Origin of the sequence: Phenylobacterium sp., from assembly GCF_036677185.1 — a bacterium.
Classification (GTDB): domain Bacteria; phylum Pseudomonadota; class Alphaproteobacteria; order Caulobacterales; family Caulobacteraceae; genus Phenylobacterium.
In genome coordinates, this window is record NZ_JAKFEN010000015.1 from 168,003 (window position 1) to 192,510 (window position 24,508).

Annotated in this window: 23 protein-coding genes and 1 tRNA gene; 15 read left to right on the top strand and 9 right to left on the bottom strand. The window is 67.5% G+C overall.

Translation table 11 applies throughout. The features are described from left to right. The first annotated feature begins 168 nt into the window (after positions 1-168). From V6M51_RS06285 to V6M51_RS06300, 4 genes are all read left to right on the top strand, one after another. Positions 169-1,377 carry a hypothetical protein gene (locus V6M51_RS06285; protein WP_332765590.1) on the top strand — a complete coding sequence of 403 codons (1,209 nt, stop codon included), beginning with the start codon at positions 169-171 and terminating at the stop codon, positions 1,375-1,377. Continuing rightward, positions 1,374-1,799 (top strand): hypothetical protein, encoded by a 426-nt coding sequence (locus V6M51_RS06290; protein WP_332765591.1) that lies wholly within the window; start codon positions 1,374-1,376, stop codon positions 1,797-1,799. The genes V6M51_RS06285 and V6M51_RS06290 overlap by 4 nt, the downstream gene beginning before the upstream one ends. A 159-nt stretch (positions 1,800-1,958) precedes the next feature. Then, complete coding sequence (locus tag V6M51_RS06295; RefSeq protein ID WP_332765592.1) at positions 1,959-3,350, top strand: cystathionine beta-synthase; 1,392 nt, start codon at positions 1,959-1,961, stop codon at positions 3,348-3,350. Next, positions 3,347-4,522, top strand: coding sequence for a cystathionine gamma-synthase (locus V6M51_RS06300; RefSeq protein ID WP_332765593.1), 1,176 nt, complete (start codon positions 3,347-3,349; stop codon positions 4,520-4,522). Before V6M51_RS06295 ends, V6M51_RS06300 begins: the two co-directional genes overlap by 4 nt. Positions 4,523-4,630: 108 nt before the next feature. Here the strand turns inward: V6M51_RS06300 and V6M51_RS06305 are convergent, their stop codons facing one another. Beyond that, positions 4,631-4,879: a hypothetical protein gene (locus V6M51_RS06305; protein ID WP_332765595.1), complete on the bottom strand. Its 249-nt coding sequence runs from the start codon at positions 4,877-4,879 to the stop codon at positions 4,631-4,633. Between the two features lie 56 nt (positions 4,880-4,935). After that, positions 4,936-5,412: an Lrp/AsnC family transcriptional regulator gene (locus tag V6M51_RS06310; RefSeq protein ID WP_332765597.1), complete on the bottom strand. Its 477-nt coding sequence runs from the start codon at positions 5,410-5,412 to the stop codon at positions 4,936-4,938. A gap of 119 nt (positions 5,413-5,531) precedes the next feature. Here V6M51_RS06310 and ald point away from each other — a divergent pair, with 119 nt between their 5' ends. Then, entirely contained in the window at positions 5,532-6,632 is a 1,101-nt protein-coding gene (ald, locus tag V6M51_RS06315; RefSeq protein WP_332765598.1) for an alanine dehydrogenase, read from the top strand. A gap of 52 nt (positions 6,633-6,684) precedes the next feature. Here the strand turns inward: ald and V6M51_RS06320 are convergent, their stop codons facing one another. Further along, complete coding sequence (locus tag V6M51_RS06320; protein ID WP_332765599.1) at positions 6,685-8,295, bottom strand: amidohydrolase; 1,611 nt, start codon at positions 8,293-8,295, stop codon at positions 6,685-6,687. A gap of 121 nt (positions 8,296-8,416) precedes the next feature. On the opposite strand from V6M51_RS06320, the gene fghA reads away from it, so the two are divergent. From fghA to V6M51_RS06340, 4 genes are all read left to right on the top strand, one after another. Further along, a complete protein-coding gene (gene fghA, locus V6M51_RS06325) occupies positions 8,417-9,253 on the top strand; it encodes an S-formylglutathione hydrolase (protein WP_332765601.1) in 837 nt (278 codons plus the stop codon). A gap of 66 nt (positions 9,254-9,319) precedes the next feature. After that, positions 9,320-10,084, top strand: a complete 765-nt coding sequence (locus V6M51_RS06330) for a polysaccharide deacetylase family protein (protein WP_332765603.1) — start codon at positions 9,320-9,322, stop codon at positions 10,082-10,084. Beyond that, entirely contained in the window at positions 10,081-11,394 is a 1,314-nt protein-coding gene (locus V6M51_RS06335; RefSeq protein WP_332765605.1) for an O-antigen ligase family protein, read from the top strand. Before V6M51_RS06330 ends, V6M51_RS06335 begins: the two co-directional genes overlap by 4 nt. Before the next feature lie 68 nt (positions 11,395-11,462). Further along, entirely contained in the window at positions 11,463-12,602 is a 1,140-nt protein-coding gene (locus V6M51_RS06340; RefSeq protein ID WP_332765607.1) for an acyltransferase family protein, read from the top strand. On the opposite strand, the gene V6M51_RS06345 is transcribed toward V6M51_RS06340, so the two are convergent. The 3 genes from V6M51_RS06345 to V6M51_RS06355 are packed head-to-tail and all read right to left on the bottom strand — an operon-like array spanning position 12,599 to position 15,387. Continuing rightward, positions 12,599-13,687 carry a GNAT family N-acetyltransferase gene (locus V6M51_RS06345; protein WP_332765609.1) on the bottom strand — a complete coding sequence of 363 codons (1,089 nt, stop codon included), beginning with the start codon at positions 13,685-13,687 and terminating at the stop codon, positions 12,599-12,601. The two genes, V6M51_RS06340 and V6M51_RS06345, sit on opposite strands and share 4 nt — an antisense overlap. A 60-nt stretch (positions 13,688-13,747) precedes the next feature. Then, a complete protein-coding gene (locus tag V6M51_RS06350; protein WP_332765611.1) occupies positions 13,748-14,179 on the bottom strand; it encodes a hypothetical protein in 432 nt (143 codons plus the stop codon). Positions 14,180-14,193: 14 nt separating this feature from the next. Next, positions 14,194-15,387, bottom strand: a complete 1,194-nt coding sequence (locus V6M51_RS06355) for an NF038122 family metalloprotease (protein ID WP_332765612.1) — start codon at positions 15,385-15,387, stop codon at positions 14,194-14,196. A gap of 270 nt (positions 15,388-15,657) precedes the next feature. Here V6M51_RS06355 and V6M51_RS06360 point away from each other — a divergent pair, with 270 nt between their 5' ends. From V6M51_RS06360 to V6M51_RS06370, 3 genes are all read left to right on the top strand, one after another. Continuing rightward, positions 15,658-15,831, top strand: a complete 174-nt coding sequence (locus tag V6M51_RS06360; RefSeq protein WP_332765614.1) for a hypothetical protein — start codon at positions 15,658-15,660, stop codon at positions 15,829-15,831. Further along, the gene (locus V6M51_RS06365; protein WP_332765616.1) at positions 15,816-17,045 is read left to right on the top strand and encodes a TCR/Tet family MFS transporter; all 1,230 of its coding nucleotides are present in this window, start codon (positions 15,816-15,818) and stop codon (positions 17,043-17,045) included. Before V6M51_RS06360 ends, V6M51_RS06365 begins: the two co-directional genes overlap by 16 nt. A 1,180-nt stretch (positions 17,046-18,225) precedes the next feature. Further along, positions 18,226-18,750 carry an SMI1/KNR4 family protein gene (locus tag V6M51_RS06370; RefSeq protein ID WP_332765618.1) on the top strand — a complete coding sequence of 175 codons (525 nt, stop codon included), beginning with the start codon at positions 18,226-18,228 and terminating at the stop codon, positions 18,748-18,750. Positions 18,751-18,764: 14 nt separating this feature from the next. Here V6M51_RS06370 and V6M51_RS06375 read toward each other — a convergent pair. The 3 genes from V6M51_RS06375 to V6M51_RS06385 form a co-directional block, all read right to left on the bottom strand. Further along, positions 18,765-18,854: transfer RNA gene (locus tag V6M51_RS06375), tRNA-Ser, on the bottom strand. 97 nt (positions 18,855-18,951) lie between these two features. Beyond that, positions 18,952-19,431, bottom strand: coding sequence for a ribonuclease E activity regulator RraA (gene rraA / locus V6M51_RS06380; RefSeq protein ID WP_332765619.1), 480 nt, complete (start codon positions 19,429-19,431; stop codon positions 18,952-18,954). Beyond that, the gene (locus tag V6M51_RS06385) at positions 19,428-20,972 is read right to left on the bottom strand and encodes a class I adenylate-forming enzyme family protein (protein ID WP_332765620.1); all 1,545 of its coding nucleotides are present in this window, start codon (positions 20,970-20,972) and stop codon (positions 19,428-19,430) included. Before V6M51_RS06385 ends, rraA begins: the two co-directional genes overlap by 4 nt. A gap of 189 nt (positions 20,973-21,161) precedes the next feature. Between V6M51_RS06385 and V6M51_RS06390 the strand changes: the two genes are divergently transcribed. From V6M51_RS06390 to V6M51_RS06400, 3 genes are all read left to right on the top strand, one after another. Beyond that, entirely contained in the window at positions 21,162-22,637 is a 1,476-nt protein-coding gene (locus V6M51_RS06390) for an AMP-binding protein (protein WP_332765622.1), read from the top strand. 206 nt (positions 22,638-22,843) lie between these two features. Continuing rightward, positions 22,844-24,031, top strand: a complete 1,188-nt coding sequence (locus tag V6M51_RS06395) for a thiolase domain-containing protein (protein WP_332765623.1) — start codon at positions 22,844-22,846, stop codon at positions 24,029-24,031. A 2-nt stretch (positions 24,032-24,033) separates the two neighbouring features. Continuing rightward, positions 24,034-24,450, top strand: coding sequence for a Zn-ribbon domain-containing OB-fold protein (locus tag V6M51_RS06400; protein WP_332765624.1), 417 nt, complete (start codon positions 24,034-24,036; stop codon positions 24,448-24,450). Positions 24,451-24,508 lie beyond the last annotated feature (58 nt).

Here is a 24,508-nt window from a genome sequence, read left to right on the forward strand (position 1 = left end):
CGGCCGACGCTCGGAGCCCGCCGACGACAAGTCGCCAGCCCGTCCGGAAAATGTTCTACTTTTGTTCGAGTTGCCGCTCGCTCTATGGTAGAGATTTCATTGCCGTGGAGACGCCTCAGTGGCAGGCCGCAATCCACACGGGCTTCTGGGTCATCAAGAGGAGATTGCATGGCTGGGCGCGAGACCATGGCGGAGTTCTTGGAACGCAGGTGGCGAGAAAAGCAGCATGATGGCCAAGAAGCGGTGGCAAGGGCGCACCTGGCCTTTGGCAATGCGATCAGAGCCGGCGAAGACCTCGTTCTGAAGACGCGTGGCGATGTCATGCGATACGGCGCCAAGCTGATGGCTGAGGAGCCGGCGCCAGGGGCTAGATCCGGCCCGGTCGGTGCGAAGTCACAACGGCCAAGCACTGTGGGCCCGGTGGCGACCAAGCCGCCGGCCCCCGTGAGCCAAACGGCGACTGGCCCTCGCCGCGAGCAGCCGAGCCGCACCGGCTGGCTCGATCACCCTACGGCGAAAGCCGTCGGCGGCGAGTTGGCGCGCGAAGTCGGCAATGTGACCGGCGCGCTAAGGGGCGGTTGGCACGCGGCCGAGGGCCTCTATGACGGCGCGGCCTTCTTGCACCGCTTAGCCAGCCCCTTCGACAGCTTGATGAGTCCGCCTGGTGAATCGGCGAGGGAGCAACTGATCGCTGTCGGCCGCGAGATTGGTGAGTACGTGAAGAAAGGCGTTTCAGACCCGCAGGGCGTGGCGCGCGACGTTCGAGATAAGGCGCACCGGATGCGCATCGATCTCGATCCAACGGCGACGCCGCCAGCCCCTGCGTTTTCCGCGGAAATTCGTCGCAACTTCGATATCGGCCAGAACCAGGGCGAGTTGGCTTTTGATGTTGGAACCCTGGCGATCGGCGGTCCGCTTCCCAAAACCGCTAGCCGGCTTGGCGCAGTGTCCAAGGCCACAAGTGCGAAGTACCTCGCTCAGGGCTTCAATCCCGAAGGGGCTGCATATCTCGCGGAGCCATATGTGGGGATGGGACACCACTTCGTACCGCGAAGTTATAGGCTCCCCCTTTGGTTGGGCGGCGGCCCGCTTCCACGCAAAATCAGCGATGGACCTTTTAACGTTCTCAAGCCCGATGGCATGACTCGCGGTGACTTTTACGAGCGTCACTTCCGCATCGATCCGGACTTCAAAGGCACGACGTTGCCGGCGAGGGTCGGCGGCGAGCGTTGGAAGGGCAAGGCGCTGGGCTTCGAGAAATACGGCCTACCGGGTCGCATCTGGTTTGGAAGTCCAGCTCCGCTCAAGGCACGCGTCGGCGGGCTTCCGGCCGGCGTCGGCGGGTTGATACACGAACCGGCGGAGGGCCAACAATGAGGATCAGACCTTGCGCGGAGTTCAGCGCGGACTTCCCCGACGATATGATCGAGGAAGACGGTGAGATCGTGCAGTTCGGCGGGCGCGGGGTCGCTGAGGCCGTCGCGGTCATGCTTCAGCATCTGGGCTATGATGTGTCGCCCCCCGAACACCAGCACGAGCATGGCTGGGATTTCGAAATTAAGGTCAAGACAGACCGAGTCTGGATGCAGATCTCCGATCTTGGAGATTTTATCCTGATAACCAGATACTTCCCCGGTTTCGGTCTGTTCAAAAAGAATAGCGACGACATCTACCCCGAGATGTTGACGCGGCTGAATGGCGCATTGGCCGGCGATCCGCGCTTCAGCAATATTCGCTGGCAGTTCCATAGCGATGTCGATTCCGGAACGCCTGGCGCTAGGGATCCGGTGAGCGAGTAGGTACGGGCGCGATTTCGCGCGATCTCGTTCGACGGGCGCGGTTCCTGTGGCGGTCGAAGCGGGCTATTGGGGTAAAATCTCCCATGCGCCCGGACGGATGGCGCGGAAACGGACCCTTGGGCGTTTCCCCGTCTGTCCCCCTTCGACGACGAGAACCCAATGAACGCCCATCCGCCGCTTTCCCCACCGGTCGGGTCCGCCCTGGACCTGATCGGCAACACCCCGATGCTGGAATTGACCGGCTTCGACACCGGGCCCTGCCGCCTGTTCGTCAAGCTGGAGAATGCCAATCCCGGCGGCTCCATCAAGGACCGCATCGCGCTCTCGATGATCGAGGCCGCCGAGGCCGACGGTAACCTGAAGCCGGGCGGGACGATCGTCGAGGCCACCGCGGGCAACACCGGGCTGGGCCTGGCCCAGGTGGGGGTCCTGAAGGGCTACCGCATCCTGCTGGTGGTCCCCGACAAGATGAGCCGCGAGAAGATCCAGCACCTGCGGGCCATGGGCGTGGACGTTCGCATCACCCGCTCCGACGTCGGCAAGGGGCACCCGGAATACTACCAGGACATGGCCCTGCGCCTGGCCGCAGACATTCCGGGCGGCTTCTTCATCAACCAGTTCTCCAACCCGGCCAATCCCAAGGCCCACGAGACCACCACCGGTCCCGAGATCCTGGAGCAGATGGAAGGCGACCTGGACGCCGTGGTGGTGGGCGTGGGTTCCGGCGGCACGCTCACGGGCCTCGGCCGCTACTTCGCCAAGGCCTCGCCCAAGACCAAGATGGTGCTGGCCGATCCGCTGGGCTCGATCCTCGCGCCGCTGATCAATACCGGCAAGACCATCGAACCCGGCTCCTGGGTGGTCGAGGGCATCGGCGAGGACTTCATCCCCGACAATTGCGATCTCAAGCTGGTGGCGAAGGCCTATTCCATCACCGACTCCGAGAGCATCGCCGCCGCCCGCGAGTTGCTGGCCAAGGCCGGCGTCCTGGCCGGCTCCTCGTCGGGCACCCTGCTGGCCGCGGCCCTGCGCTATTGCCGCGAACAGACCGAGCCCAAGCGGGTGGTGACCCTCGTCTGCGACACCGGCTCGCGCTACCTGTCGAAGGTCTACAACGACTCCTGGCTGGCCGAGCAGGGCCTGACCGAGCGCCACCTGCACGGCGACCTGCGCGACCTGATCGCCCGCGCGCCCTCCGACGGAGGGGCGATCACCGTGGGCCCGCAGGACACCTTGCTCACCGCCTATAACCGAATGCGCCAGGCCGATGTCAGCCAGCTCCCGGTGCTCGACGATGGCCGGCTGATTGGCCTGATCGACGAGAGCGACCTGCTGGACGCGGTGGAGGACAGCAAGCCAGACCGCCGCTTCGCCCAGGACGTGGCCACGGCCATGACCGCCAAGCTCAACACCCTGCAGGCCGGCGACTCGCTGGACGCCCTGCTGCCGGTGTTCGAGAAGGACCAGGTGGCCATCGTGCTGGACGGCCGCGAATTCCTCGGGCTGATCACCCGCATCGATCTCATCAACTATCTCAGGCGCGCGGCGTGACCGAAGAAACCAAGGGCAAGAACCGGCTGGAGTTCGCCACCCGCGCGATCCATGGCGGCCAGTTCCACGACCCCACCACCGGGGCGGTGATGCCGCCGATCTACGCCACCTCGACCTACGCCCAGACCAGCCCGGGCGAGCACAAGGGTTTCGAATATTCCCGCAGCCAGAACCCCACTCGCTTCGCCTTCGAACGCGCGGTGGCCGACCTGGAGAGCGGGACGCGGGGCTACGCCTTCGCCTCGGGCCTAGCGGCGATCTCGACGTTCCTGGAGGTGCTCGACGCCGGCGACCACGTGATCGCCAGCGAGGACCTCTATGGCGGCTCGTTTCGGCTGTTCGACAAGGTGCGCAAGCGCTCGGCCGGGTTGGAATTCAGCTTCGTCGACCTGGCCGACCTGGCCGCCGTCGAGGCGGCGATCCGGCCCAACACCAAGCTGATCTGGGTGGAGACGCCCACCAACCCGATGCTGCGCCTGGCCGACCTCGATGCCATCGCCACCCTGGCCAAGAAACACGGCTTGCTGGCCGCGGCCGACAACACCTTCGCCAGCCCCTACTGCCAGCGGCCGCTGGAGTTCGGCTTCGACGTGGTGATGCATTCCACCACCAAGTACCTCTCGGGCCATTCCGACATCGTCGGCGGCTGCCTGATCGTGGGGAGCAACAAGGATCTCGCCGACCAGGTGGGCTTTCTGCAGAACGCCGTCGGCGCGGTGGCCTCGCCCTTCGATTCGTTCCTGGCGCTGCGCGGGGTGAAGACCTTGGCCCTGCGCATGCAGCGCCACTGCGAGACCGGCCTGAAGATCGCCCGCTGGCTGGAGGCGCGGTCCGACGTGGCTCAGGTGGTCTATCCGGGCCTGCCGAGCCATCCGCAGCATGAGCTGGCCAAGCGCCAGATGACCGGCGGCTTCGGCGGCATGATCTCGGCGGTGCTCGACCGCGACCTGGCCGGGACCGTGCGGATGCTGGAGCGCACCCGGCTGTTCACCCTGGCCGAAAGCCTGGGCGGGGTGGAGAGCCTGATCGAGCATCCGGCGATCATGACCCACGCCTCGATTCCGGCGGAGACCCGCGCCCGCATCGGCATCGCCGACGGCCTGATCCGACTGTCGGTGGGCATCGAGGACGCCGACGACCTGATCGCCGATCTGGACCAGGCGCTGGGATAGGGGCGTCCAACTTCCGCTCATCCCGGCGAAGGCCGGGACCCAGATTCATCCTGAGCGCTTGGTGGACTTCACCTGGGTCCCGGCCTTCGCCGGGATGAGCGGGGATTGTCAGCGCCCCGCGTGCTTGGCCTTCTGCGCGGTGTCCCAGGCCACGAATTCAGGCCCGTCGATCTTGCCGTCGCCGTCCTTGTCGGCCTTGGCGAACTCGGCGGCCGACAGCTTGTAGGCGACCCATTCGGCCTTATCGATCCGGTCGTCCTTGCTGGTGTCGGCCGGGTGGATGAAGCGCCCGGGGGCGGCGAGCGCGGTCGAGGCGCAGGCGGCGAGGGCCAGGGCGATGAGAGCGGTGACGCGCATGGGGGAACTCCTTGGTGCGGCGGGAAGCTGCCCTCGGCCCATGGCGAAAATTGGCCCTAGCGGAGCGGTAGGGCCGTGCGCCGGACCACCGTGCGCAGGGCGATGGACGAGTTGATCCGCGCCACCCCGGGCAGGCGGGTCAGGCGGGTGGCGTGCACCCGCTCCAGGTCGTCCATGTCGGCGGCGACCACCCGCAGGACATAGTCGGCCTGACCGGTCATCAGGTGGCATTCCATGATCTCGGGCGCCTCGACCACCGCGGCCTCGAAGGCGGCCAGCACGTCCTGGGCCTGGCTGGCCAGGGTGATGGACACGAAGACCGACAGGCCCAGACCCACGGCGCGCGGATCGACCGTCGCCGCATAGCCGGTGATCACGCCCTCCGCCTCCAGGGCCCGGACCCGGCGGAAGCAGGCGGACTCCGAGAGGCGCGCCGCCTCGGCGAGCTCCACATTGGTCGCCCGACCGTGCGCCTGCAAATGGGTCAGCAGGCGCTTATCGGTGATATCGAGGTCGTGAGCTGAAGATTTCACCGATTCATGCGCCTTTCGAACATGGAACTTGCAAATCAGTGATCTGCGGCGCGTCAAATTTCAAGGTTTCATCCGCAACCTTCGACTAGCCTTCGCACTATAGAGCGGAGGAAAAACGCATGCGCATCGGCACCGTCACCGAGATCAAGCCTCTCGAACGCCGCGTGGGCCTCGTCCCCGCTGTCGTCGCCACCCTGACCGCCCACGGCCATGAGGTCTTCGTGCAGTCGGGCGCGGGCGCCGGGGTGGGCCTCAGCGACGCCGACTACGCCGCCGCGGGTGGCAAGATCGTCTCCGACGCCGCCGCCGTCTTCGCCGCCGCCGACCTGGTCGTGAAGGTGAAGGAGCCGCAGGCTCAGGAGATCGCGCACCTCACCCCGCGCCACACCCTGTTCACCTACCTGCACCTGGCGCCCGATCCTGAGCAGACCCGGGGCCTGATGGCTTCGGGCTGCACGGCCATCGCCTACGAGACCATTCTGGGCCGCAAGGGCGACCTGCCGCTGCTCACCCCCATGAGCCAGGTGGCGGGGCGCATGGCCGCCCAGGTCGGCGCGGCCTATCTGCTGGCCCCGGCCGGCGGACGCGGCCTGCTGATGGGCGGCGTGCCCGGCGTGGCCCCGGCCAAGGTGATCATCCTGGGCGGCGGGGTTTCGGGCTTCAACGCCGCGGAGATCGCCGTCGGCATGCGCGCCGACGTGACCATCATGGACATCTCGCCGGAACGCCTCGCTGCGCTGGACGCCCACTTCGAGGGCCGCGCCCGCACGGTGCTGTCGTCGCGCGGCGCCCTGCTGGAACTGCTGCCCACGGCGGACCTGATCATCGGTTGCGTGCTGGTGGCCGGCGCCTCGGCCCCCAAGCTGATCAAGCGCGAGGACCTGAAGCTCATGCGCAAGGGTTCGGTGCTGGTGGACGTCGCCATCGACCAGGGCGGCTGCTTCGAGACCTCACACCCCACCACCCATGACGAGCCGACCTACGTTGTCGACGGGGTGGTCCACTACTGCGTGGCCAACATGCCGGGCGCCGCCCCGCTCACCTCGACCTACGCGCTCGGCGCGGCGACCACCCCCTATGTCCTGGCCCTGGCCGACAAGGGGATGGAACGCGCCTTCGCCGAGGACCCCGGCTTCGCCGCCGGACTGAATATCGCCGGTGGGCGGGTTGTCCACCCGGCGGTGGCCGCTTCGCAGGACCTTCCCCCGGTCGCGGCCTGACTCGGCCAGGGGGCGGCGGAGGTTTCCGCGCCCCCGGCCATTTTCTCCAAGCCTAGTTCCCCTTCGGCGGTGTCAGCTCTGTGGGCGGCCACTTGATTCCGAGCTGGTCCAGGTAGGTCGGGTATTTCTCGGGGTCGTAATAGAACTTGGCCATGTCCGGCCGGAACCGGGCCATGGTCCCGGTATTGATCTCGATCGGCGGCTTGTCCGTGGCCGAGAGCATCGGCTGGTACTTCTGGTCCTTGGTCTGGACCTTGTTGAAATAGTCGCCGGCGGCGGTGCGCAGGGCCGGCCGGGTCAGGATGTCCAGCAGGGTCATGGCCACCACCTTCGATCCCGCGACCACCCCCTTGTGCGCCACCGGCGTCGCCATGGAGATGGCGTTGGACCAGTGGTGCCCCGGCAGTTCCGGGATGTTGGACGGGTAGTAGATCGAGACGGTCGGCACGGTCCACGAGATGTCGCCGATGTCGTCCGACCCGCCGCTCTCGGGCTTCTCGACCGGGGTCTTCAGCACTTCCAGTTCGGTGGCGAGTCCCTTTTCCTTGGCGCCCAGGTTCTTCTGCACCGCCCTGGCGAAGGCCTGCTCCTGGGGCGTCCACTTGGGCAGGCCGACCTTGTCGATATTGGCCTTGGCGGCCTCGGCCAGGGGCTTGTTGAAGTGCTGCGGGGCGGCCGTGCCGACCACCCGCCGCTCGACGGTGGTGTCGGTCATCTTGGCCGCGGCCTCGGCGATGGTGTTGCCGATCTCGAAGCTCTTGCGGATGTCGGCGAAGTTCTGCTCGCGGAAATAGTACCAGACCGTGGCCACCGATGGGACGACATTGGGCTGGTCGCCGCCGTCGGTGATCACATAGTGCGAGCGCTGCTCCGGCCGCAGATGCTCGCGGCGCATGTTCCAGCCCATGTTCATCAGCTCGACGGCGTCGAGCGCGCTCTTGCCGCGCCAAGGCGCCCCGGCCGCATGGGCCGCCGAGCCGCTGAAGGTATATTCCACCGAGACCAAGCCGGTGCCCTGAGGCTGGCCCCAGGCGGTCTGCAGGTTGTTTCCAACGTGGGTGAAGACCGCGGCGTCGACGTCTTTGAACACCCCGTCGCGGACCATGTAGGCCTTGCCGCCCAGCAGCTCCTCGGCGACGCCGGGCCAGAGGACCAGGGTCCCGGCGATCCCCTCCTTCTCCATGATCTCCTTGACCGTCAGGGCGGCGACGACATTGAGCGCCTGGCCGGAATTGTGGCCCTCGCCATGGCCAGGAGCGCCCTCGACCAACGGCTCGTGCCAGGGCACGCCGGGCTTCTGCGAAGCCTTGGGAATGCCGTCGATATCGCTGCCCAGCGCGATGACCGGACCACCCTTCCCGTTGGTCCAGGTCGCCGTCCACCCGGTGGGTAGGCCCGCAACGCCGCGCTGGATGGCGAAGCCGTTCTTCTCCAGCACGCCAGTGACGTATTTCGAGGTCTCGACCTCCTGGAAGGCCAGTTCGCCGTACGAGAAGATCTGATCGTTCATTACCTGGGCGAGCTTGGCGCGCGATTCCACGCCGGCCATCGCCTGGCCCTTCAGCGCCGTGACCTTGCCGGCGGAATAACCCTGGGCGAGCGCCGCCGGCGCGGTGGCGGCGAGCAGACCGGCGAGCGCCAGGGCTGGCAGAAACGTCCTCATGGAGACCCCCTCGAAACCTGAGGCGACAGGGGGACACGGAATCGAACGGCCGCGAAGGCCCCACGGCGAGATTTTGCGCGCCGAGGCGGCCCCCCGCGAGGAATCCAGGTTAGAAGACCCCATGAGCCTGGAAATCCTGCAACAGCACCGCGTCCATGGCGGGACGCTCAGCTATCGCCGCCACGCCAGCGCCGCCACCGGCACGCCCATGCGGTTCAGCGTCTTCCTGCCGCCCGTCGAGGGCCCCGTCCCCTGGGTGATCTGGTTGTCGGGCCTGACCTGCACCGAGGACAACTTCACCACCAAGGCCGGAGCCTATGCCGCGGCCGCCCGGCTGGGGCTCGCCGTCGTGGCGCCCGACACCAGCCCCCGCGGCGAGGGCGTCGCCGACGATCCCGCCTACGACCTGGGCCAGGGCGCGGGCTTCTACCTGGACGCGACGGAGGCGCCCTGGACGCCGCACTTCCGCATGGAGACCTATGTCACCCGCGACCTGATCGAGGTGGTGAGCGAGAGCTGCCCGGTCGATCCGGCGCGGCTGGGCGTGTTCGGCCATTCCATGGGCGGGCACGGGGCGCTCACCCTCGCCCTGCGCCATCCGGAGCTGTTCAAGTCGGTGTCGGCCTTCGCCCCGATCTGCTCGCCGACCCGCTGCGACTGGGGCCACAAGGCCTTCGGCGCCTATCTGGGCGAGGACGAAGCGGCTTGGTGCGAGCACGACGCGGCCCTGTTGCTGGAGGCCGGCGCCGCGCACGGCCGGTTCGACGACATCCTGGTCGACCAGGGCCTGGCCGACAGCTTCCTGGAGTCGCAGCTCAAGCCCGAACTGCTGGAGGCCGCCGCCGCCAAGGCGGGCCAGAAGCTGACCCTGAGACGGCGGGAGGGCTACGACCACTCCTACTTCTTCATGACCAGCTTCATCGACGACCACCTGGCGTGGCACGCCGCTCGGCTCTAGCAGGCGTTTGTTAGGATTGAACTGTCAGGATTCCGGCTGCGCCGCCGCAGCTTGGATTCCGGATCGATGGGCATCTATCGCAAGGTCAACAACGTCCTGACCCGCCGCCTGCCGGTCAACACCGTGCGCTCGCGCGCCCCGCGGGCGATCGCCAGCATCACCTATGACGACTTCCCCAAGAGCGCCTGGACCGTGGCCGGCCCGATCATGGCGAAGTTCGGGGTGCGGGCGACCTACTACGTCGCCGGCCGCTTCTGCGGGATCACCGAGGATGGCATCGAGTATTTCGACCTGACCGACCTCAAGGCCGTGGCCGCCGCCGGGCACGAGATCGGCTGCCACAGCTATTCCCACGGCTTCGCCTCGAAGACCGACAGCGGGACGCTGTTGCACGAGATCGAGCGTAACGCAGCCTTCCTGCGCAAGCACCTGGGCGACATCGCCATCGACAGCTACGCCTATCCCTATGGCGACGTCTCGCCGCGCACCAAGACTCTGCTGGGCGGCGCCTTCAAGAGCGCGCGCGGCATCTCGCGCCGGGTCAATACGGGCATGATCGACCTGGCCATGGTCCATTCCATCGTCCTGGAGCATCGCCGCTGGCGGCCTGACGAGATCGAGGCTTCGATCGCCCGGGCCAAGGCGAGCGGCGGCTGGATCACATTCTTCACCCATGACGTCGGCGCGGCCCCGCTCGATTTCGGCGTCCTGCCCGAGCGCCTGGAGTGGGTGCTGCAGCGCATCGCCGACCATGGCATCGAGATCCTGCCGGTCAACGAGGCCGTCGACTTGATCGTCAACGGCGAGCGACAGCAAGCAGCGGCGGCGTGATCAGCCCCGACCAGCTCGCCGAACCCTATGAGCGGCTGACGGTCGTTCGGCTGGTCGAGGCGAGCCTGACAGTCCTGGTGGTGGCGCTGATGTCCGGCGCCCTGATCGGCCCCCTGTTCGATCCCCTGCAGACCGGCGGCGACGAAGTTCCGATCCTTCGGCTGATGTGGCTGCCGGTCTACGCCCTGATCGCGGCCCTGGCGGCCTTCCGCTTGCCGCAGCTGTTCAAGTTCTGGGGCCCTGCCCTGGCCTTCCTCGCCCTGGTGGGCTGGGCCGGCGCCTCGGTCCTATGGTCCATCGAGCCGGACGTCACCCTGCGCCGGGCCATCGCGCTCGCCGCCACCACCCTGATGGGGCTCTATCTCGCCTCCAGCCTGGGCGGGCGGCGGTTCGCCGAACTCGTGGCCCTGACCATGCTGTTACTGGCCCTGGGCAGCTATTTCGTCTGCCTGGCCGTGCCGAAGATGGGGGTCAGCCAGGACATCAACGCCGGGACCTGGCGCGGGCTCTGGTACGAGAAGAACGAGATGGGGGCGATGATGGTCTACGCCTCACTCGCGGCCGTGGCGGCCTTCCTGACCAATCCGCGTCGGCGACTGCTGTGGGGCGGCGCCTTGGTGCTGTTCATCGGCTTGATCGTCATGACCCGGTCGGCGACCTCGTTCCTCAGCCTGCTGATCGTGCTGGGCGGGGCCACGGTGTTCGCCTTCATGCGCCTGGGGCGAGCGGCTTCGGTGGTGGCGATCTGGCTGGGGGTGACCGGCATGGCGGCCCTGGCCGGCCTCTACATGTTCGCCCCGACCATGTTCTATGCGGCGCTCGGCAAGGACGCGACCTTCACCGGCCGAACCGACATATGGAACGCGGTGCTGCGCGCCAGCGAGGCCGAGCCCATGCTGGGCTACGGCTATGCGGCCTTCTGGGGCCGGCAATCCGACATCGCCAACTGGATCCGCGACGCCCTGCAATGGCGGGTCCCTAGCGCCCACAACGGCTGGCTGGACCTGCTGATCCAGCTCGGCCTGGTCGGGGTCGGCATCTTCGCGGCGATCTTCGCCATCAGCCTGCTGACCGCCGTGGTGCGCCACCAGAGGCTGGGCGACGGCTATTGGGCGACCCTGTTCCTGGCGGTCTACAGCCTGCAGACCATGTCGGAGAGCATCATCCTGGTGCACAACAACCTCTCCTGGGTGTTCGCCGTCGCCGCCATGGCCCGGATCCTGGGACCCGCTCCGGCCCGAGCCAAGGCGCCGGAGCCGCAGCGGGCGGGCCCACCGCACCCCATGACCTGGACCCCCGCCCATGCCTGAAACTGTCCCGTTTTGGGATGGCTTGGCCCTTGCAATCCCGCCTCCCGATGGACCGCAGGAGGTGGGCGATGTCGTGGTTTGGGATTGAGACGCGGACGAGCGTCCCGCCGATCGAGCGGGGCGGCTGGCTCGACGCCATGCGCATCGTCGTCGCGACCTTGATGATCCTGCACCATTACGAACTCGCCGGTCCCAGCCCGACGTCCGATTTCATCCCGTTCTTCGAGCGGGGCTACCTGCTCACCGACTTCTTCCTGATCGACTCCGGCTACGTCCTGGCGCGCGTCTATGGCGAGCGGGTGCTGGCCGGCGGCATGTCGCTCTCCGACTTCTTCAAGAAGCGCTTCCTGCGGGTCGTGCCGGCCCACCTCATCATGCAGGTGACCCTGATCTCCCTGGTCGTGCTGAGCGGCCTGCTCGGCGTCATGCCGCGTAATCCGGAATGGTTCGACTGGAAGGAGCTTCCGGCCCAGTTCTTCCTCGTCCAGTCCTACGGCGTCCCCGGCGGGCGCGGCTGGAACGCGCCCAGCTGGTCGCTGTCGGCCCTGCTCGGCTGCTATCTGATGTTCCCGCTGCTGCTGCGCGGCATGTCCCGGTTCAACCCGTTCGTCATGCTCGGCTTGGGGATCGCGGCCTTCACGGCCTGCAACCTGGCGACCTGGGCGATCCTAGACTACCCGGTCTACCAGATGCCCCTGAAGTTCGGCGTCTTCCGGGCCCTGCCCCTGTTCATGCTGGGCATGGCGCTCGCCCGCTTCGCCCAGAAGGTCTACGTGCCGGAAAAGATCGCCGTGGGCCTGGGCCTGGTCGCCCTGGCCGGCTTCATCGGGGTGCAGGCCTTCGGAGAGTTCAGCCTGATCTCGCTCGCCCTGATCTGCGCCATGATCATGGCGTCGGGCGCGATCCCGGTGCGTCGCAAGTCCTGGCTGGTGGAGAAGGCCGCGGTGATCTCTTTCTCGGTCTTCATCACGAACGAAGTGGTGCGCATCGCCTGGTTCGGGGTGGTCAACCAGCTCATCGCCCGGTTCGGCCTGAGCGAACCCGTCCAATGGACCCTGTGGGGCATGGGCGTGGCTCTCGCCCTCGCCTTCGCCACCGCCTTCCACTACGCGATCGACAATCCGATCCAGGTGGCGGTGAACCGTCCGAAGAAACAGACGGGCCGCGTGCGCACGGTGGTCAACCAGTCCGTGCCCTATCCGAGCTAGACCGGAGCGGCCGCCCACTGGGCGGCCGTGCGCTCGAGCCGGCCCACCACCCGCCGCGGCAGGCTGGCGGCCGGCCCCACCGGCAGGGCGGCCCATTGACGGCCGGCGCGCGCCATGGCGCCTGTGGCGCGTCCGATAGGCGAGGCCGCATAGGCCAGGCCCCGGACCAGCTCCGTCCCGCCGTTGCCCAGTTGCCGCTTCCACGGATAGTCGCCCGGTCCGAGGTCGACCTCGCGCACGCCGTCGGCCGACTTGCCGCGCACCACCTCCAGGGCCAGGACATTGCCCGGCGCATAGTTGGCGAACCTGGGCTCATAGGTGGTCAGCCAGTAGTGCAGCGCGCCGCCGCTGCGCAGGCCCAGATGGGCCGCCGCCAGCTCGCCGTCGACGCGCATGGACGACAGCAGGCCGCCGAAGGACTCCGGCGTCGATTCCGGCAGGGCCGCGATCAGGCGACGGCTCCAGGACCAAGAGAGGGCGTCGGGATGGCGTGAGCGGCGATACTGCGCCGACTTCAGCGCCATGAGGGTGGCCAGGGTCTCCGGCGAGCGGTCGTCGATCACGAACTCGACCCGACGGCCGTCGGCCTCCAGCTTGCGCATGGCGCCACGGTGGTTCGAAAGCGCCTTGGGCGCGGCGCGGCCCTGCGGCCGGGCATAGGCTTCGAAGCCGTCGGCGATATCGACCATGTGCGAGACATCGCGGTCGTCGGCATGGACGGCGAGGCCCGGATCGGCGGCCGGAGCGCCCTCGAACCGGTAGCCCGCCGGCCCGCGCGCCAGGGCCGCGCCGACGTCCAGCGCCAGACCGGGCTCGGCGACGAACCCATGCCAGTCACAGAACGTACCGCCCGCTGGACGCGCGACGCCGAACACGCCGGGATGGAAGGGCAGGAACGCGACCGCGCCGCCGCGACGGGTTCCGCGCGAGACGAACAGGTCGCCCCGCGCGCGGTCCACCGCGTCGAACCAGCCGAGGTCGAAATAGGGGCTGGAGAGGAAGGACTGCGCGGCGCGAAAGGTCGTCCAGGCCTGGCGGTCGGCCGGCGTCAGCTCCCGCCAGCGGACGATCTGGAAGTCGACCATGAGGTCAGAACCCTTGCTCCCGTTCGAGCGGCACCATGGCCCATTCCGAATACGAAACGGTTAAGTCCGGGGCTTACGGACCGGCGCCTTGGCCGGCGCCACCAGCGGCGGCGGCGGCTTCGGCGCGGGCGTGGTGAAGAGCACCGTGCCGGTGACCGGCTGGGCCACCCCCATCAGCTTCGCGCGGAGCGTCAGCAGGTAGCGCCCGTCGGTGTTGAGGTCGGTCTTGAAGCCATAGACCCCGTAGTCGGCGGTCGGCAGGACGGTGACCGGGGCATAGGCGCCCGGCTGGCCGTCCGGCGACTTGTCGAGGCTGGCGCCCAGGATGGCGGCGCCGTGCTGCGGCCGGCCGGCGGCGTCGCGGATGCGCACCCGCAACACCACACCCACCTGGCGGCGCGGATAGGGATCGACCGCCTCGAACAGGTAGTCGGAGGTCTGGGCGAAGGCCGGGCTGCTGGCCGCGATCCCGAGGACCGCGGCCAGCAGCACCAGGCGCCGCCCCGTTAGGTCTGCGCGAAGGCCGGGAGCCGCCGGGTCCTGCGCAAGGCGCCGCCGATCAGGAAGAAGCCGGTGATCGTCAGCGCCCATGTGGTGGGTTCCGGAATGGCCGCATAATAGATGTCGCGGGTGGTGAAGGACCTGGTCGAGTTCAGCACATCATAGTCGATGTTCCAGCCGATGGCGTCGAAAGCCGCCAGGTCCAGCGACGTCACCTTGCCCGCCTGGCCATAGGACACCGTGGGGTCCAGGGCGCCCAGCTGCGGCATGCCGACCAGATTGTCCTTCCAGTGCGAGGCCTGGCGGCCGTCGCCATTGTACGCGCCCGTCGAGAAATAGCCGCCGCCATAGATGGTCTTGCCGTCGATGGAGAAGAACGGCGAGCCGCCCACCGACCAGTCGAGCACCGCGCCGCTGTTGGCGGCGCTGTAGCGGTAGAGATCCAGCACCGAGCCAATGGCGAAGTCGTCCAGCGGCAGCATGCCCAGGTCTGGGTCGCCCAGCAGGGGGCCATCCGGGAAGCCCAGGACGTCATAGATGTCGACGCCGCTCACGAAGCCCAGGACGTGGCCGATCTCGTGGACCGCGACGCTGATGAAGTCGATGGCGTTGTTGGCGATCCCGTTCGACGGGTCGAAGTCGAAATTAAAGTCGCTGCTGAACTGGATCGTGCCGTCGGCGACGTCGCCAAACCCGGTGAAGCCCAGGGCCTTCAGATTGGCGCTGTTGGCGTCGAGGAAGGAATTGTTGGCGCTGCCATCGGCGTCCAGCACCCGCGTGAGCGCGTCGGAGCCCAGGCCGCCGCCGAGGTCGCCCGGCGTGATCACGCTCAGCGCGCCCACCCCGTAGTCGCCCGGAGTCAGGGTCGGCAGATTGGCCACCGCGATGGCGTCGAGGGAGGTCGTGCCGACCGCGGCGAGTTGGCTTTGGATGGTCTCGGTGTCGACCACGAACGACCGGCTGCCGGCCTGGCCCAGTATGCCGGGACCCAGGGACTGGAAGCGCACATCCAGATTGATGGTGACGTCGTTGGTGAGGCGCTTGGACCAGAACTCGGCCGCGGCGGTGAAACCGAACAACGCCTGGCTGCCGGAATCCACGCCCCCCAGATTGTTCAACACGATCGTCGCCGACGACGCCGGCGTCGAAATCCCGCCCATGGCCAGCGCCATGACCGCGGACAACACAAGCTTCCTCATACGCCCCTCCTGAGGACACAGACCACGCAGTATCCCGACGCTTTTCGCCCCTCGGGATGCTTAACGACCCTTAACAATTTCGAGCGAAACACAGTCGATTTCGTCCGGCAACGGAAATTTATTGCCACGCTTGGTGTCCCTGCGCATGACGCCACCTCGTTAACCATGTTTTCCGGAATGAAATCACAGCGTGGCTGGAATCCGGCCGCGCGCGCTTTTCGTCGGACAGAGGCGGCGCCCAGGCGTTAGACTCCCCCTAGCACGAGGACGATGACCATGGCCGACGACGCACCGCCCTCCGAGACCCCGATCCAGAAGGCCTTGCGGCTGAAAAAGGCCGCCATCGCCGCCAAGCCCAAGCCGCCTCGGGGCGGCAAGTTCCAGCGCGAACAGGCCGCCGCGGCCCAATCCTCGGCCAAATCGAAACCGTGGATGTCGCGCTAGGGGCGCCGCCGGCCGCCGGACGCGCGGCCTTCGGCTTCATCTTCGTCAGCGCGATCACCACGGCCATGTCGTTCGGCCTGATGATCCCGATCATGCCGGCCCTGCTGAAGCAGTTCACCGGTGGCGACACCGCGGCGGCCTCGGAATGGAACGTGGTGTTCGCCACGGTCGGCGGCGTGATGAGCCTGTTCGCCGGTCCGATCCTGGGCCTGGTCTCCGACCGGTTGGGACGCCGGCCGGTGCTGCTGGTCTCGCTCTGCGGCCTCGGTGTCGACTTCCTGCTCATGGCCCTGGCCCCAAGTCTGACCTGGCTGCTGGTCGGGCGGATGATCAGCGGGGCGACCTCGGGCGCCTTCTCCACCGCGAACGCCTATGTGGCCGACGTCACCCCGCCGGAGGGCCGGGCGCGGGCCTTCGGTTGGATGGGCGCGGCCTTCTCCTTCGGCTTCCTGGCGGGGCCGGCGATCGGCGGCCTGCTGGGCGAGGTCAACCTGCGCCTGCCCTTCCTGGCCGCCGCCGCGCTCACCCTGGCCAATGTGCTCTACGGAGCCCTGGTGCTGCCGGAGTCCCTGCCGCCGGAAAAACGGGTGGCGCGGTTCGACTGGCGCAAGGCCAATCCCATCGGCTCCCTCAAGCTGCTGCGCTCGCATCACGAGCTGTTCGGCCTGGCCGGGATCCACTTCCTCAACCAGCTGGCCCAGATGGTCTGGCCCAGCATCTTCGTGCTCTACACCAGCTATCGCTACGGCTGGTCGCCCGTGGTCACCGGCCTCTACATGATGGCCGGCGGGGTCCTGGGGGTGGCGGTGCAGAGCTTCCTGGTCGGCCCGGTGGTCGCCCGCCTCGGGGAGCGCGGCGCCATGCTGATCGGCGCCAGCGTCAGCGTCGTCGCCTTCATCTGGTACGGTCTGGCGCCCACCAGCCTGATCTACATGGCCTGCTTGCCGATCTCCTGCCTGGCCGGCCTGCTGACGCCGGGCCTGCAAGGCCTGATGACCCGCCGCGTGGGGCCAAGCGAACAGGGCCAGCTCCAAGGGGCTAACCAGGCGCTGATGGGATTGGCGTCCGTGGTGGGTCCGAGCCTCTTTGGGCTCAGCTTCGCCTGGGCGGTGCGGCACGAGGTCCTGCCGGGATTGCCACTGTTCCTGGCGGCGGTGGCGACGGTCGCGGCGCTGGGGTTGGCTTGGCGTACGGGGCGGGGTGTTGCGGGCTAAGCAGGTGTTGTAACAAGCCGGTCCCCGCGAGCGAAATGTTCTCTCTTTGTTCTCGACAGCCAGCCCTGCTTGATGTAAGGTAGAGCTTGAGGTGGGGACGTCCGCACGGCCTGGACCAAGCCGCACACCAAATCACTTGAACAGTGTGAGGAGAGATCGGCATGGCTGGGTTCCAGCCGGCGCGCGACGGCGTGCGCGCTGAAAGCATTGCGGAATGGATGGATCGTAGGCGTCGCGAAGTCGCGGCGAGAAACCTTGAAACAGAGCTGGCGGGTCGGGCCACCTAGGCGACCTGCGGGGCCTCAGGTGAATTTCCCTTCGCACCGAGACCTGCCGATGTCGTGACATTAGGGGTTCGGACGCTGCAACAGCGCGGTGGCTCCGCGCACGGCTACCCGGCTGCCAGCACTCTAGCCGTCCTTGCACCGGCCGATCGGACCCCGACGAGCTGGACTCCTGCACGAGCCCTGGCCACTCCGGTTGCCTACCGAGCGATCCCAGCCGCACCGCCGCCGGCGCCCACCGCAAGAGCCGCCCGACCGTCAGCGCAAGAAGACGAAATGACGAAGCTTCGGCGGGAGCAGGCAGCCTTCAAGGAAGTCGTTCTAAAAGAATCTCAGCGCAACAGTTGGATGGCAATCCCTGCGCTCGCTCCTGCGGGGGCCGTTCTGCTTGCTGAAGGCGCCGGTCTCTTGATGGCTGGCCGGGCGGCCAGTTCCCAACTCAAGCGAACTCCGTTGAGCTTTTTCGAGCGAGAGGCCGGCTTTGCGCCAAGGGGGCCTAAGCCTCGTCCCAGTGCAACCCAGCGCCCCAACCCTCGTTCAGTGGACAACGAGGTCACCACTCTTCGCGATGCGGGACGGGCCAGGTACGCTCGCGCGAGCGGACGTCGTGCAAGCGACTGGGAGGGTCAGGTTCACCACCGTGTTGACCTCCGGTTTCGTCACCTGTTCCCGAAGGCCGATCCGAACCGGCTGGCGAACCTGGTTGCGCTGGAAGCTGAAGCCCACAATCTCGCGACGCAAGCGACGTCAGCGTTCATTCGCGGCCTAGGGGGGCGAATTCCGAGCCAAGCAGAGATACTTGCCCACATCATCAAGGTCGACAAACTGATCGAGCCCTACATTCTTCGGGCGGGCGTCCCAAAACCCCCGCCGGCCCCACGACTCGGAGGACCACGGTGAAAATCCCACCGTCCGAAGCCTGCCAGGTTCTGGATGACCGCGGTGTCCTCAAACGCCACCGGCAGGATCACTCAGCTCGCATCATCGAGCACGTGAATGACTTGATCGGCGGTGTCATGCCCGCCGATCTGGAGGAATTCTACAAGGAGCGCATCTATCAGGTTGCTGATTTTCTGGCGGTTTCGCCGATATGGAACGACCACGTTGGCTGGCGGACCGACGACAGCCTTGTCACGCGCCTGCTTCACGCGCAGGCAGTTCCACTATTCTGGGACGGCTGCGGCAGCCTATACGGGTTGGATCTCACCGTCGGCGAATCCACGCCCGGTGTCTATTTCTTCGATCATGAAGACGAGTTCGCGCGCCCGCGTTGGGCCGCTGGGTCGTCGTTGGGCGCGTTCTTGCTCTTGCTGGCGGAACACGATCAAGCACTTGACGAAGGACGGGCCGCCGGCTGGGAACTTTCGATCGATCCAGACATCGACAAATGCCCCCGCGCACCCGCGCTATGGCTAGCCTGAGGCGCGAAACAGGATGGCGGAGAGGGTGGGATTCGAACCCACGGTACCCTTCCAGGTACGCCGCATTTCGAGTGCGGTGCTTTCGACCACTCAGCCACCTCTCCAGAGACGACATCGGGCCCCGTTGAAAGGGCCCGCTGAGCGAGGCGCGGAACCTACTCATCCGGCCCCGCCAGATCAAGCGGGCGTTTTGGCAGGCGTTCAGTCGCCGGAATCGGCGGCCAGCACGGCGATCCCGTCCTCGTCGGCGTGCAGCATGTCGCCGGGCACGAAGACCACGCCGCCGAAGGCCACCGGGGTGTCGACCACCCCCTCGCCGCGCTTGATCCCGCGCATGGGGATGGTCCCCAGCGCCTTGATGCCGATGTCGAGGGTGGACAGGACCACGCTGTCGCGCACGGCGCCGAAGACCACGATCCCGGCCCAGCCGTTCTTCACCGCGTCGCCGGCCAGCATGTCGCCCACCAGGGCCCGGCGCAGGGAGCCGCCGCCGTCGACCACCAGGACGCAGCCCTCGCCGGGCTCGGCCAGCAGGGCCTTCACCACGCTGTTGTCCTCGTAGCAGCGGACCGTGCGGATGGGGCCGGCGAAGGCGGTGTTTCCGCCGAAGTCGCGGAACTGGATCTCGCAGACCTCGATGGTCTCCTCGTGCTCGTCGCAGAGATCGGCCACCGAGCTCACGAGGCCGACCCCTTATAGGCGTCGCGCAGATCGCGCTTCAGCACCTTGCCGATATGGCTGCGCGGCAGGTGGTCGACGAGCTGCAGGTCGGCGAGGCGCTGGGTCTTGCCCAGCTTGTCGTTGACCCAGGTCTTCAGGGCTTCGGCGGTCAGGGACTGGCCGGGCTTCAGCGCCACGAAGGCCACCGGGGTCTCGCCCCACTTGTCGGACGGCACGCCCACCACTGCGGCCTCCAGCACGCCGTCGTGCTTGACGATCTCGGCCTCCAGATCGCTGGGATAGACGTTGAAGCCGCCGGAGATGATCATGTCCTTCTTGCGGTCCATGAGGGTCAGGAAGCCGTCCTCGTCGAAGCGGCCGACATCGCCGGTGCGGATGAAGCGCAGGCCGTCGGGGGACCACCACTCGGCCTCGGAGGTCTTGCCCGGCTGGTTGTGGTAGCCGACCATCATGGCGCCGGAACGGCCCACCACCTCGCCGATCTCGCCTTGCGCCACTTCCTTACCGTCCTCGTCGATCAGCCGGATGTCGTGGCCCGGCAAGGGCTTGCCCACCGTGTGCAGCTTGTCGGGATATTCGTGGGCGACCAGGCCGCAGGAGCCGCCGCCCTCGGTCATGCCGTAATATTCGATCAGCCCGCCAGGCCAGCGCTTCAGGACGTCGGCCTTGATCTCCGGGGAGAAGGGCGCGCTGGTCGAGAACTTCATCTTGAAGCTGGACAGGTCGTAGCTGTCGAAATCGGCCCGCTCCATGATCCGGCGGTACTGGACCGGCACCAGCATGGCGTGGGTGGCGCGGTGCTTCTCGGCCAGCTTCAGGAACTGCTCGGCGTCGAACTTGGGCATCAGCACCGCCGTGCCGCCGTTGGAGATGGTCGGCAGGTAGGAGACCAGGGTGGTGTTCGAATAGAGCGGGGTGGAGATCATGGTCACGGCGTCGGCCGGATAGACCCCGCGGCGGATCTGGCCCCAGCGCATGCGGTGCGGCTGGACGATGCCCTTGGGAGCCCCGGTGGTGCCCGACGAATAGATGATGTTGAAGCCCTGGTCGGGATCGACGCTGACCGGGGCCGGCGTCGCGCCCTTCGGGGCCAGCCAGGCCTCGAAGGCGACGCCTGCCGATGAGCCGTCGAGCGCCACCCGCTGGGCGGTGATCTGGTCGGCGACCCCCTCGAGTTGTTTGGCGACGCCGGCGTCCAGAAAGAAGACCTTGGCGCCGCTATCCTGGAGCATCATCACCAGGCTCTCCGGGGTGGAGGACGGGGCCAGGGGCGCGACGATCGCTCCTGCCCGCAGGACGCCGAAGAAGGCAGCCCCATACTCTGCCGAGGTAGTGGCGCAGGCGGCGACCACGTCGCCGGTCTTCACCCCTTCGCGCTGCAGGGCCGCGGCGATGCGGTCCATCAGCTCGTCCAGCTCGGCGTAGGAGATGGTGCGATTGGCGTCGACCAGGGCGGGCTTGGCGCCGCGCTCCTTGGCCTGCGCGCGGACCACCTGCTCCAGCGTGCCGAACTCCTGGGTGAGCAGCTCTTCCACGGACATGACCATCTCCCACTCAAACGCTTGTACGACGTCCTAAAGCCCGAATTGGCCGGCGCCGCAATCGACGCTTGCCATCCAAGCCTGCCGCGAAGGAAACTCGTCACGCCCGCCTCCGGCATTTCGGCGGCGCATCCCATTCAAGATCAGCGGGCCGCCAGAGCCCGATCCATTTCCAGGGACGGAACCCATATGTCTGACGAGATGATCTCGCTCGGCGCCAAGCTGAAACTGCTGGCCGAGCTGAAGCCCGACGCCCCGGCGGTGAGCTGCGGGGATGTCACCCTCACCTATCTGGAGTTCCACAGGCTCACCAACCGCGCGGCGCGCGGCCTGCTCGCCCACGGGGTGAAGCTGGGCGACCTGGTGACCCTGGGTCTGCCCAATTCCACCGATTTCGCCGTGGCCTGCTGGGCCATGTGGAAGGTGGGCGCGACGCCCCAGCCCGTGGCCTTCCGCCTGCCCAAGGCTGAGCTGGAAGCGATCATGGAGCTGGCCAAGACCCCCGTGGTGATCGCCGAGTTCGAGCACCAGATCGACCGGCCGCTGCTGTCGGTCTCCGACCTGCTGGCGCTCTCCGACGACGACAGCGACCTGCCCGACGTCACCGCGCCGGTCTCCAAGGCGCCCACCAGCGGCGGCTCCACGGGACGGCCAAAGCTGATCCTGGCCGGCCAGCCGGGGGTCAGCACCAAGGACATTCCCGAGGTCGGCGGCTGGCGGCTGAAGGCGGATTCCATCGCCCTGCTGCCTGCGCCGCTCTACCACAACGCCGGCTTCGGCATGATGATGGCCGCCTTCGCCATGGGCGCGCACATGGTGCTGCTGCCGAGGTTCGAGGCCGAGGCGACCCTGGCCGCCATCGAGAAGCACCGGGCCACCTGGGTCTATCTGGTCCCCACCATGATGAACCGCATCTGGCACCTGCCGCAGGCGGTGCGCGACCGCTACGACCTCTCGTCCCTGGAGACCCTCTGGCACCTGGCCGCCCCCTGCCCCGCCTGGCTGAAGGAGGCCTTCATCCACTGGGTCGGCCCCGAGACGGTGATGGAGCTCTATGCCGGCACCGAGGCCCAGGCGGTGACCATCATCTCCGGCGCCGAGTGGCTGGAGCATCGCGGCTCGGTGGGCAAGGTCACCGCCGGCGAGATGATGGCGGTGGGCGAGGACGGCCAGCCCCTGCCGCCGCGCGAGGTGGGCGAGATCTATATGCGCCCGCCGGAAGGGGCGCCGCCGACCTACAAGTACCTTGGCGCCACGGCCAAGACCCTGCCAGGCGGCTGGGAGAGCCTGGGCGACATCGGCTGGTTCGACGAGGACGGCTATCTCTACCTGGCCGACCGGCGCACCGACATGATCCTGGTGGGCGGCTCCAACGTCTATCCTGCCGAGATCGAGGCGGCTCTCGAGGAGCACCCCGACGTGCAGTCCTGCGCGGTGATCGGCATCCCCGACGACGACCTGGGGAACAAGATCCACGCCATCGTCCAGACCAAGGGGCCCCGCGACGAGGAGAGCATCCGAGCCCACCTGGCGTCACGCCTGGTCACCTACAAGCAGCCCCGCACCTACGAGTTCATCGACGAGCCCCTGCGCGACGACGCCGGCAAGGTCCGCCGCACGGCGCTGCGGGACGAACGGATCGCGAAGCTGAAAACCCTGGCGTAGCTCACCCCACCTTCGTCATCCTCCAGGTTCGCGAAGCGAGATCCGGGGGACCCAAGCGCCGTGGCAAGTTCGGCGACTCGGCTTGGGTCCCCCGGCTCGTCTTTCAGACGACCGGAGGATGACGAGGGGGTGGCGATCGCGATTGTCGCCCTTGCTGCGCTGCGATAAGCCAAATCCATTCTTCAAAGATATTTCCGGGGAAACGCATGAGCATAAGAGGCAAGGCCTACATCATGGGGGCGTACGAGCATCCGCTCCGTGACGCGCCCGACAAGTCGACACCGCAGCTTCACGCCGAGTGCGCCAAGGGCGCCCTGGCCGACGCCGGCCTGACCAAGGACGACATCGACGGCTATTTCTGCGCCGGTGACGCGCCCGGCTTCGGGGCCATGTCGATGATCGACTATATGGGCCTGCGCAACGTCCGGCACATGGACTCCACCGAGACCGGCGGCTCGTCCTACCTGCTGCATGTGGGCCACGCGGCCCAGGCGATCGCCGAAGGCAAGTGCAAGGTGGCGCTGATCACCCTGGCCGGCCGTCCGCGCCAGAACAAGGGCGGCTGGGGCGGCGGCGGCGGCAAGCCCGGCCAGCTCTCCGACGGCCCGCCCGAGGCCGGCTACGAGAGCATCTACGGCGGCTCGACCCACAACACCTATGGCATGTGCGCCATGCGCCACATGCACGAGTACGGCACGACCTCGGAACAGCTCGCCTGGATCAAGGTGGCCGCCAGCCATCACGCCCAGTGGAACGAGCACGCCTTCCTGAAGGACGTGGTCACGGTCGAGCAGGTGGTGAACTCGCGCATGATCTCCGACCCGCTGCACCTGCTGGACTGCTGCGTGGTCACCGACGGCGGCGGCGCCCTGATCGTCGTCGCCCCCGAGATCGCCAAGAGCCTGAACCGGCCCAGGGTGAAGATCATGGGCGCCGGCGAGTCCCCCAAGGGCCCCATGGGCGGGCGCGATCTGGACCTCACCCATTCCGGCGCGGTCTGGTCCGGCCCCATCGCCTTCGGCGAGGCGGGCGTGACGCCGGCCGACATCAAGTACGCCTCGATCTATGACAGCTTCACGATCACGGTGCTGATGCAGCTGGAGGACCTCGGCTTCTGCAAGAAGGGCGAGGGCGGGAAGTTCGTTTCCGACGGCAACCTGATCTCGGGCGTCGGCAAGCTGCCCTTCAACACCGACGGCGGCGGGCTCTGCAACAACCACCCGACCAACCGCGGCGGCATCACCAAGGTGATCGAGGCGGTGCGCCAGCTCCGCGGCGAGGCCCACCCCAAGGTCCAGGTGCCCAACTGCGACATCGCGCTCGCCCACGGCACGGGCGGCTCGCTCGGCGTCCGCCACGGGGCGGCGACCCTCATCATGGAACGGGAGGCTTAGACATGAGCGACGTTCAAGAAGCGCCCGCCGTCATGACCCGCAAGATCCCCGCCCCGGCGGTGACCATCGAGAGCAAGCCCTTCTGGGACGCGGCGGCCGAGGGCCGGTTCCTCATCAAGCGCTGCAACGGCTGCGGTCAGGCCCATTGGTATCCCCGCGCGGTCTGCCCGTTCTGCTTCTCGGAGGACACGGTCTGGGAGGAGAGCCCCGGCGAGGGGGTGATCTACACCTACAGCGTCATGCACCGCTCCCCGACCGGCCCCTACGCCATCGGCTATGTGACGCTCAATGAGGGCCCGGCGGTGATGACCAACTTCGTCGACGTAGCGCCCGACGGGCTCTCCATCGGCCAGAAGGTGAAGGTCAGGTTCCAGGAGACCGAGGGCGGCCCGCCCGTCCCGGTGTTCGCGCCGGCCTGATTGAAAGGCGGCCTGATTGACTGCCGCTAGGTGACATCCGGCGTCCTGCCTGCCGCGA

What these genes read in the sequence shown, in the direction of transcription:
- V6M51_RS06285 (WP_332765590.1), top strand. Translation starts at nt 169, where the DNA reads ATGGCTGGGCGCGAGACCATGGCGGAGTTCTTGGAACGCAGGTGGCGA.
- V6M51_RS06290 (WP_332765591.1), top strand. Translation starts at nt 1,374, where the DNA reads ATGAGGATCAGACCTTGCGCGGAGTTCAGCGCGGACTTCCCCGACGAT.
- V6M51_RS06295 (WP_332765592.1), top strand. Translation starts at nt 1,959, where the DNA reads ATGAACGCCCATCCGCCGCTTTCCCCACCGGTCGGGTCCGCCCTGGAC.
- V6M51_RS06305 (WP_332765595.1), bottom strand. Translation starts at nt 4,879, where the DNA reads ATGCGCGTCACCGCTCTCATCGCCCTGGCCCTCGCCGCCTGCGCCTCG.
- ald (WP_332765598.1), top strand. Translation starts at nt 5,532, where the DNA reads ATGCGCATCGGCACCGTCACCGAGATCAAGCCTCTCGAACGCCGCGTG.
- V6M51_RS06320 (WP_332765599.1), bottom strand. Translation starts at nt 8,295, where the DNA reads ATGAGGACGTTTCTGCCAGCCCTGGCGCTCGCCGGTCTGCTCGCCGCC.
- fghA (WP_332765601.1), top strand. Translation starts at nt 8,417, where the DNA reads ATGAGCCTGGAAATCCTGCAACAGCACCGCGTCCATGGCGGGACGCTC.
- V6M51_RS06330 (WP_332765603.1), top strand. Translation starts at nt 9,320, where the DNA reads ATGGGCATCTATCGCAAGGTCAACAACGTCCTGACCCGCCGCCTGCCG.
- V6M51_RS06340 (WP_332765607.1), top strand. Translation starts at nt 11,463, where the DNA reads ATGTCGTGGTTTGGGATTGAGACGCGGACGAGCGTCCCGCCGATCGAG.
- V6M51_RS06345 (WP_332765609.1), bottom strand. Translation starts at nt 13,687, where the DNA reads ATGGTCGACTTCCAGATCGTCCGCTGGCGGGAGCTGACGCCGGCCGAC.
- V6M51_RS06355 (WP_332765612.1), bottom strand. Translation starts at nt 15,387, where the DNA reads ATGAGGAAGCTTGTGTTGTCCGCGGTCATGGCGCTGGCCATGGGCGGG.
- V6M51_RS06360 (WP_332765614.1), top strand. Translation starts at nt 15,658, where the DNA reads ATGACCATGGCCGACGACGCACCGCCCTCCGAGACCCCGATCCAGAAG.
- V6M51_RS06385 (WP_332765620.1), bottom strand. Translation starts at nt 20,972, where the DNA reads ATGTCCGTGGAAGAGCTGCTCACCCAGGAGTTCGGCACGCTGGAGCAG.
- V6M51_RS06390 (WP_332765622.1), top strand. Translation starts at nt 21,162, where the DNA reads ATGTCTGACGAGATGATCTCGCTCGGCGCCAAGCTGAAACTGCTGGCC.
- V6M51_RS06395 (WP_332765623.1), top strand. Translation starts at nt 22,844, where the DNA reads ATGAGCATAAGAGGCAAGGCCTACATCATGGGGGCGTACGAGCATCCG.
- V6M51_RS06400 (WP_332765624.1), top strand. Translation starts at nt 24,034, where the DNA reads ATGAGCGACGTTCAAGAAGCGCCCGCCGTCATGACCCGCAAGATCCCC.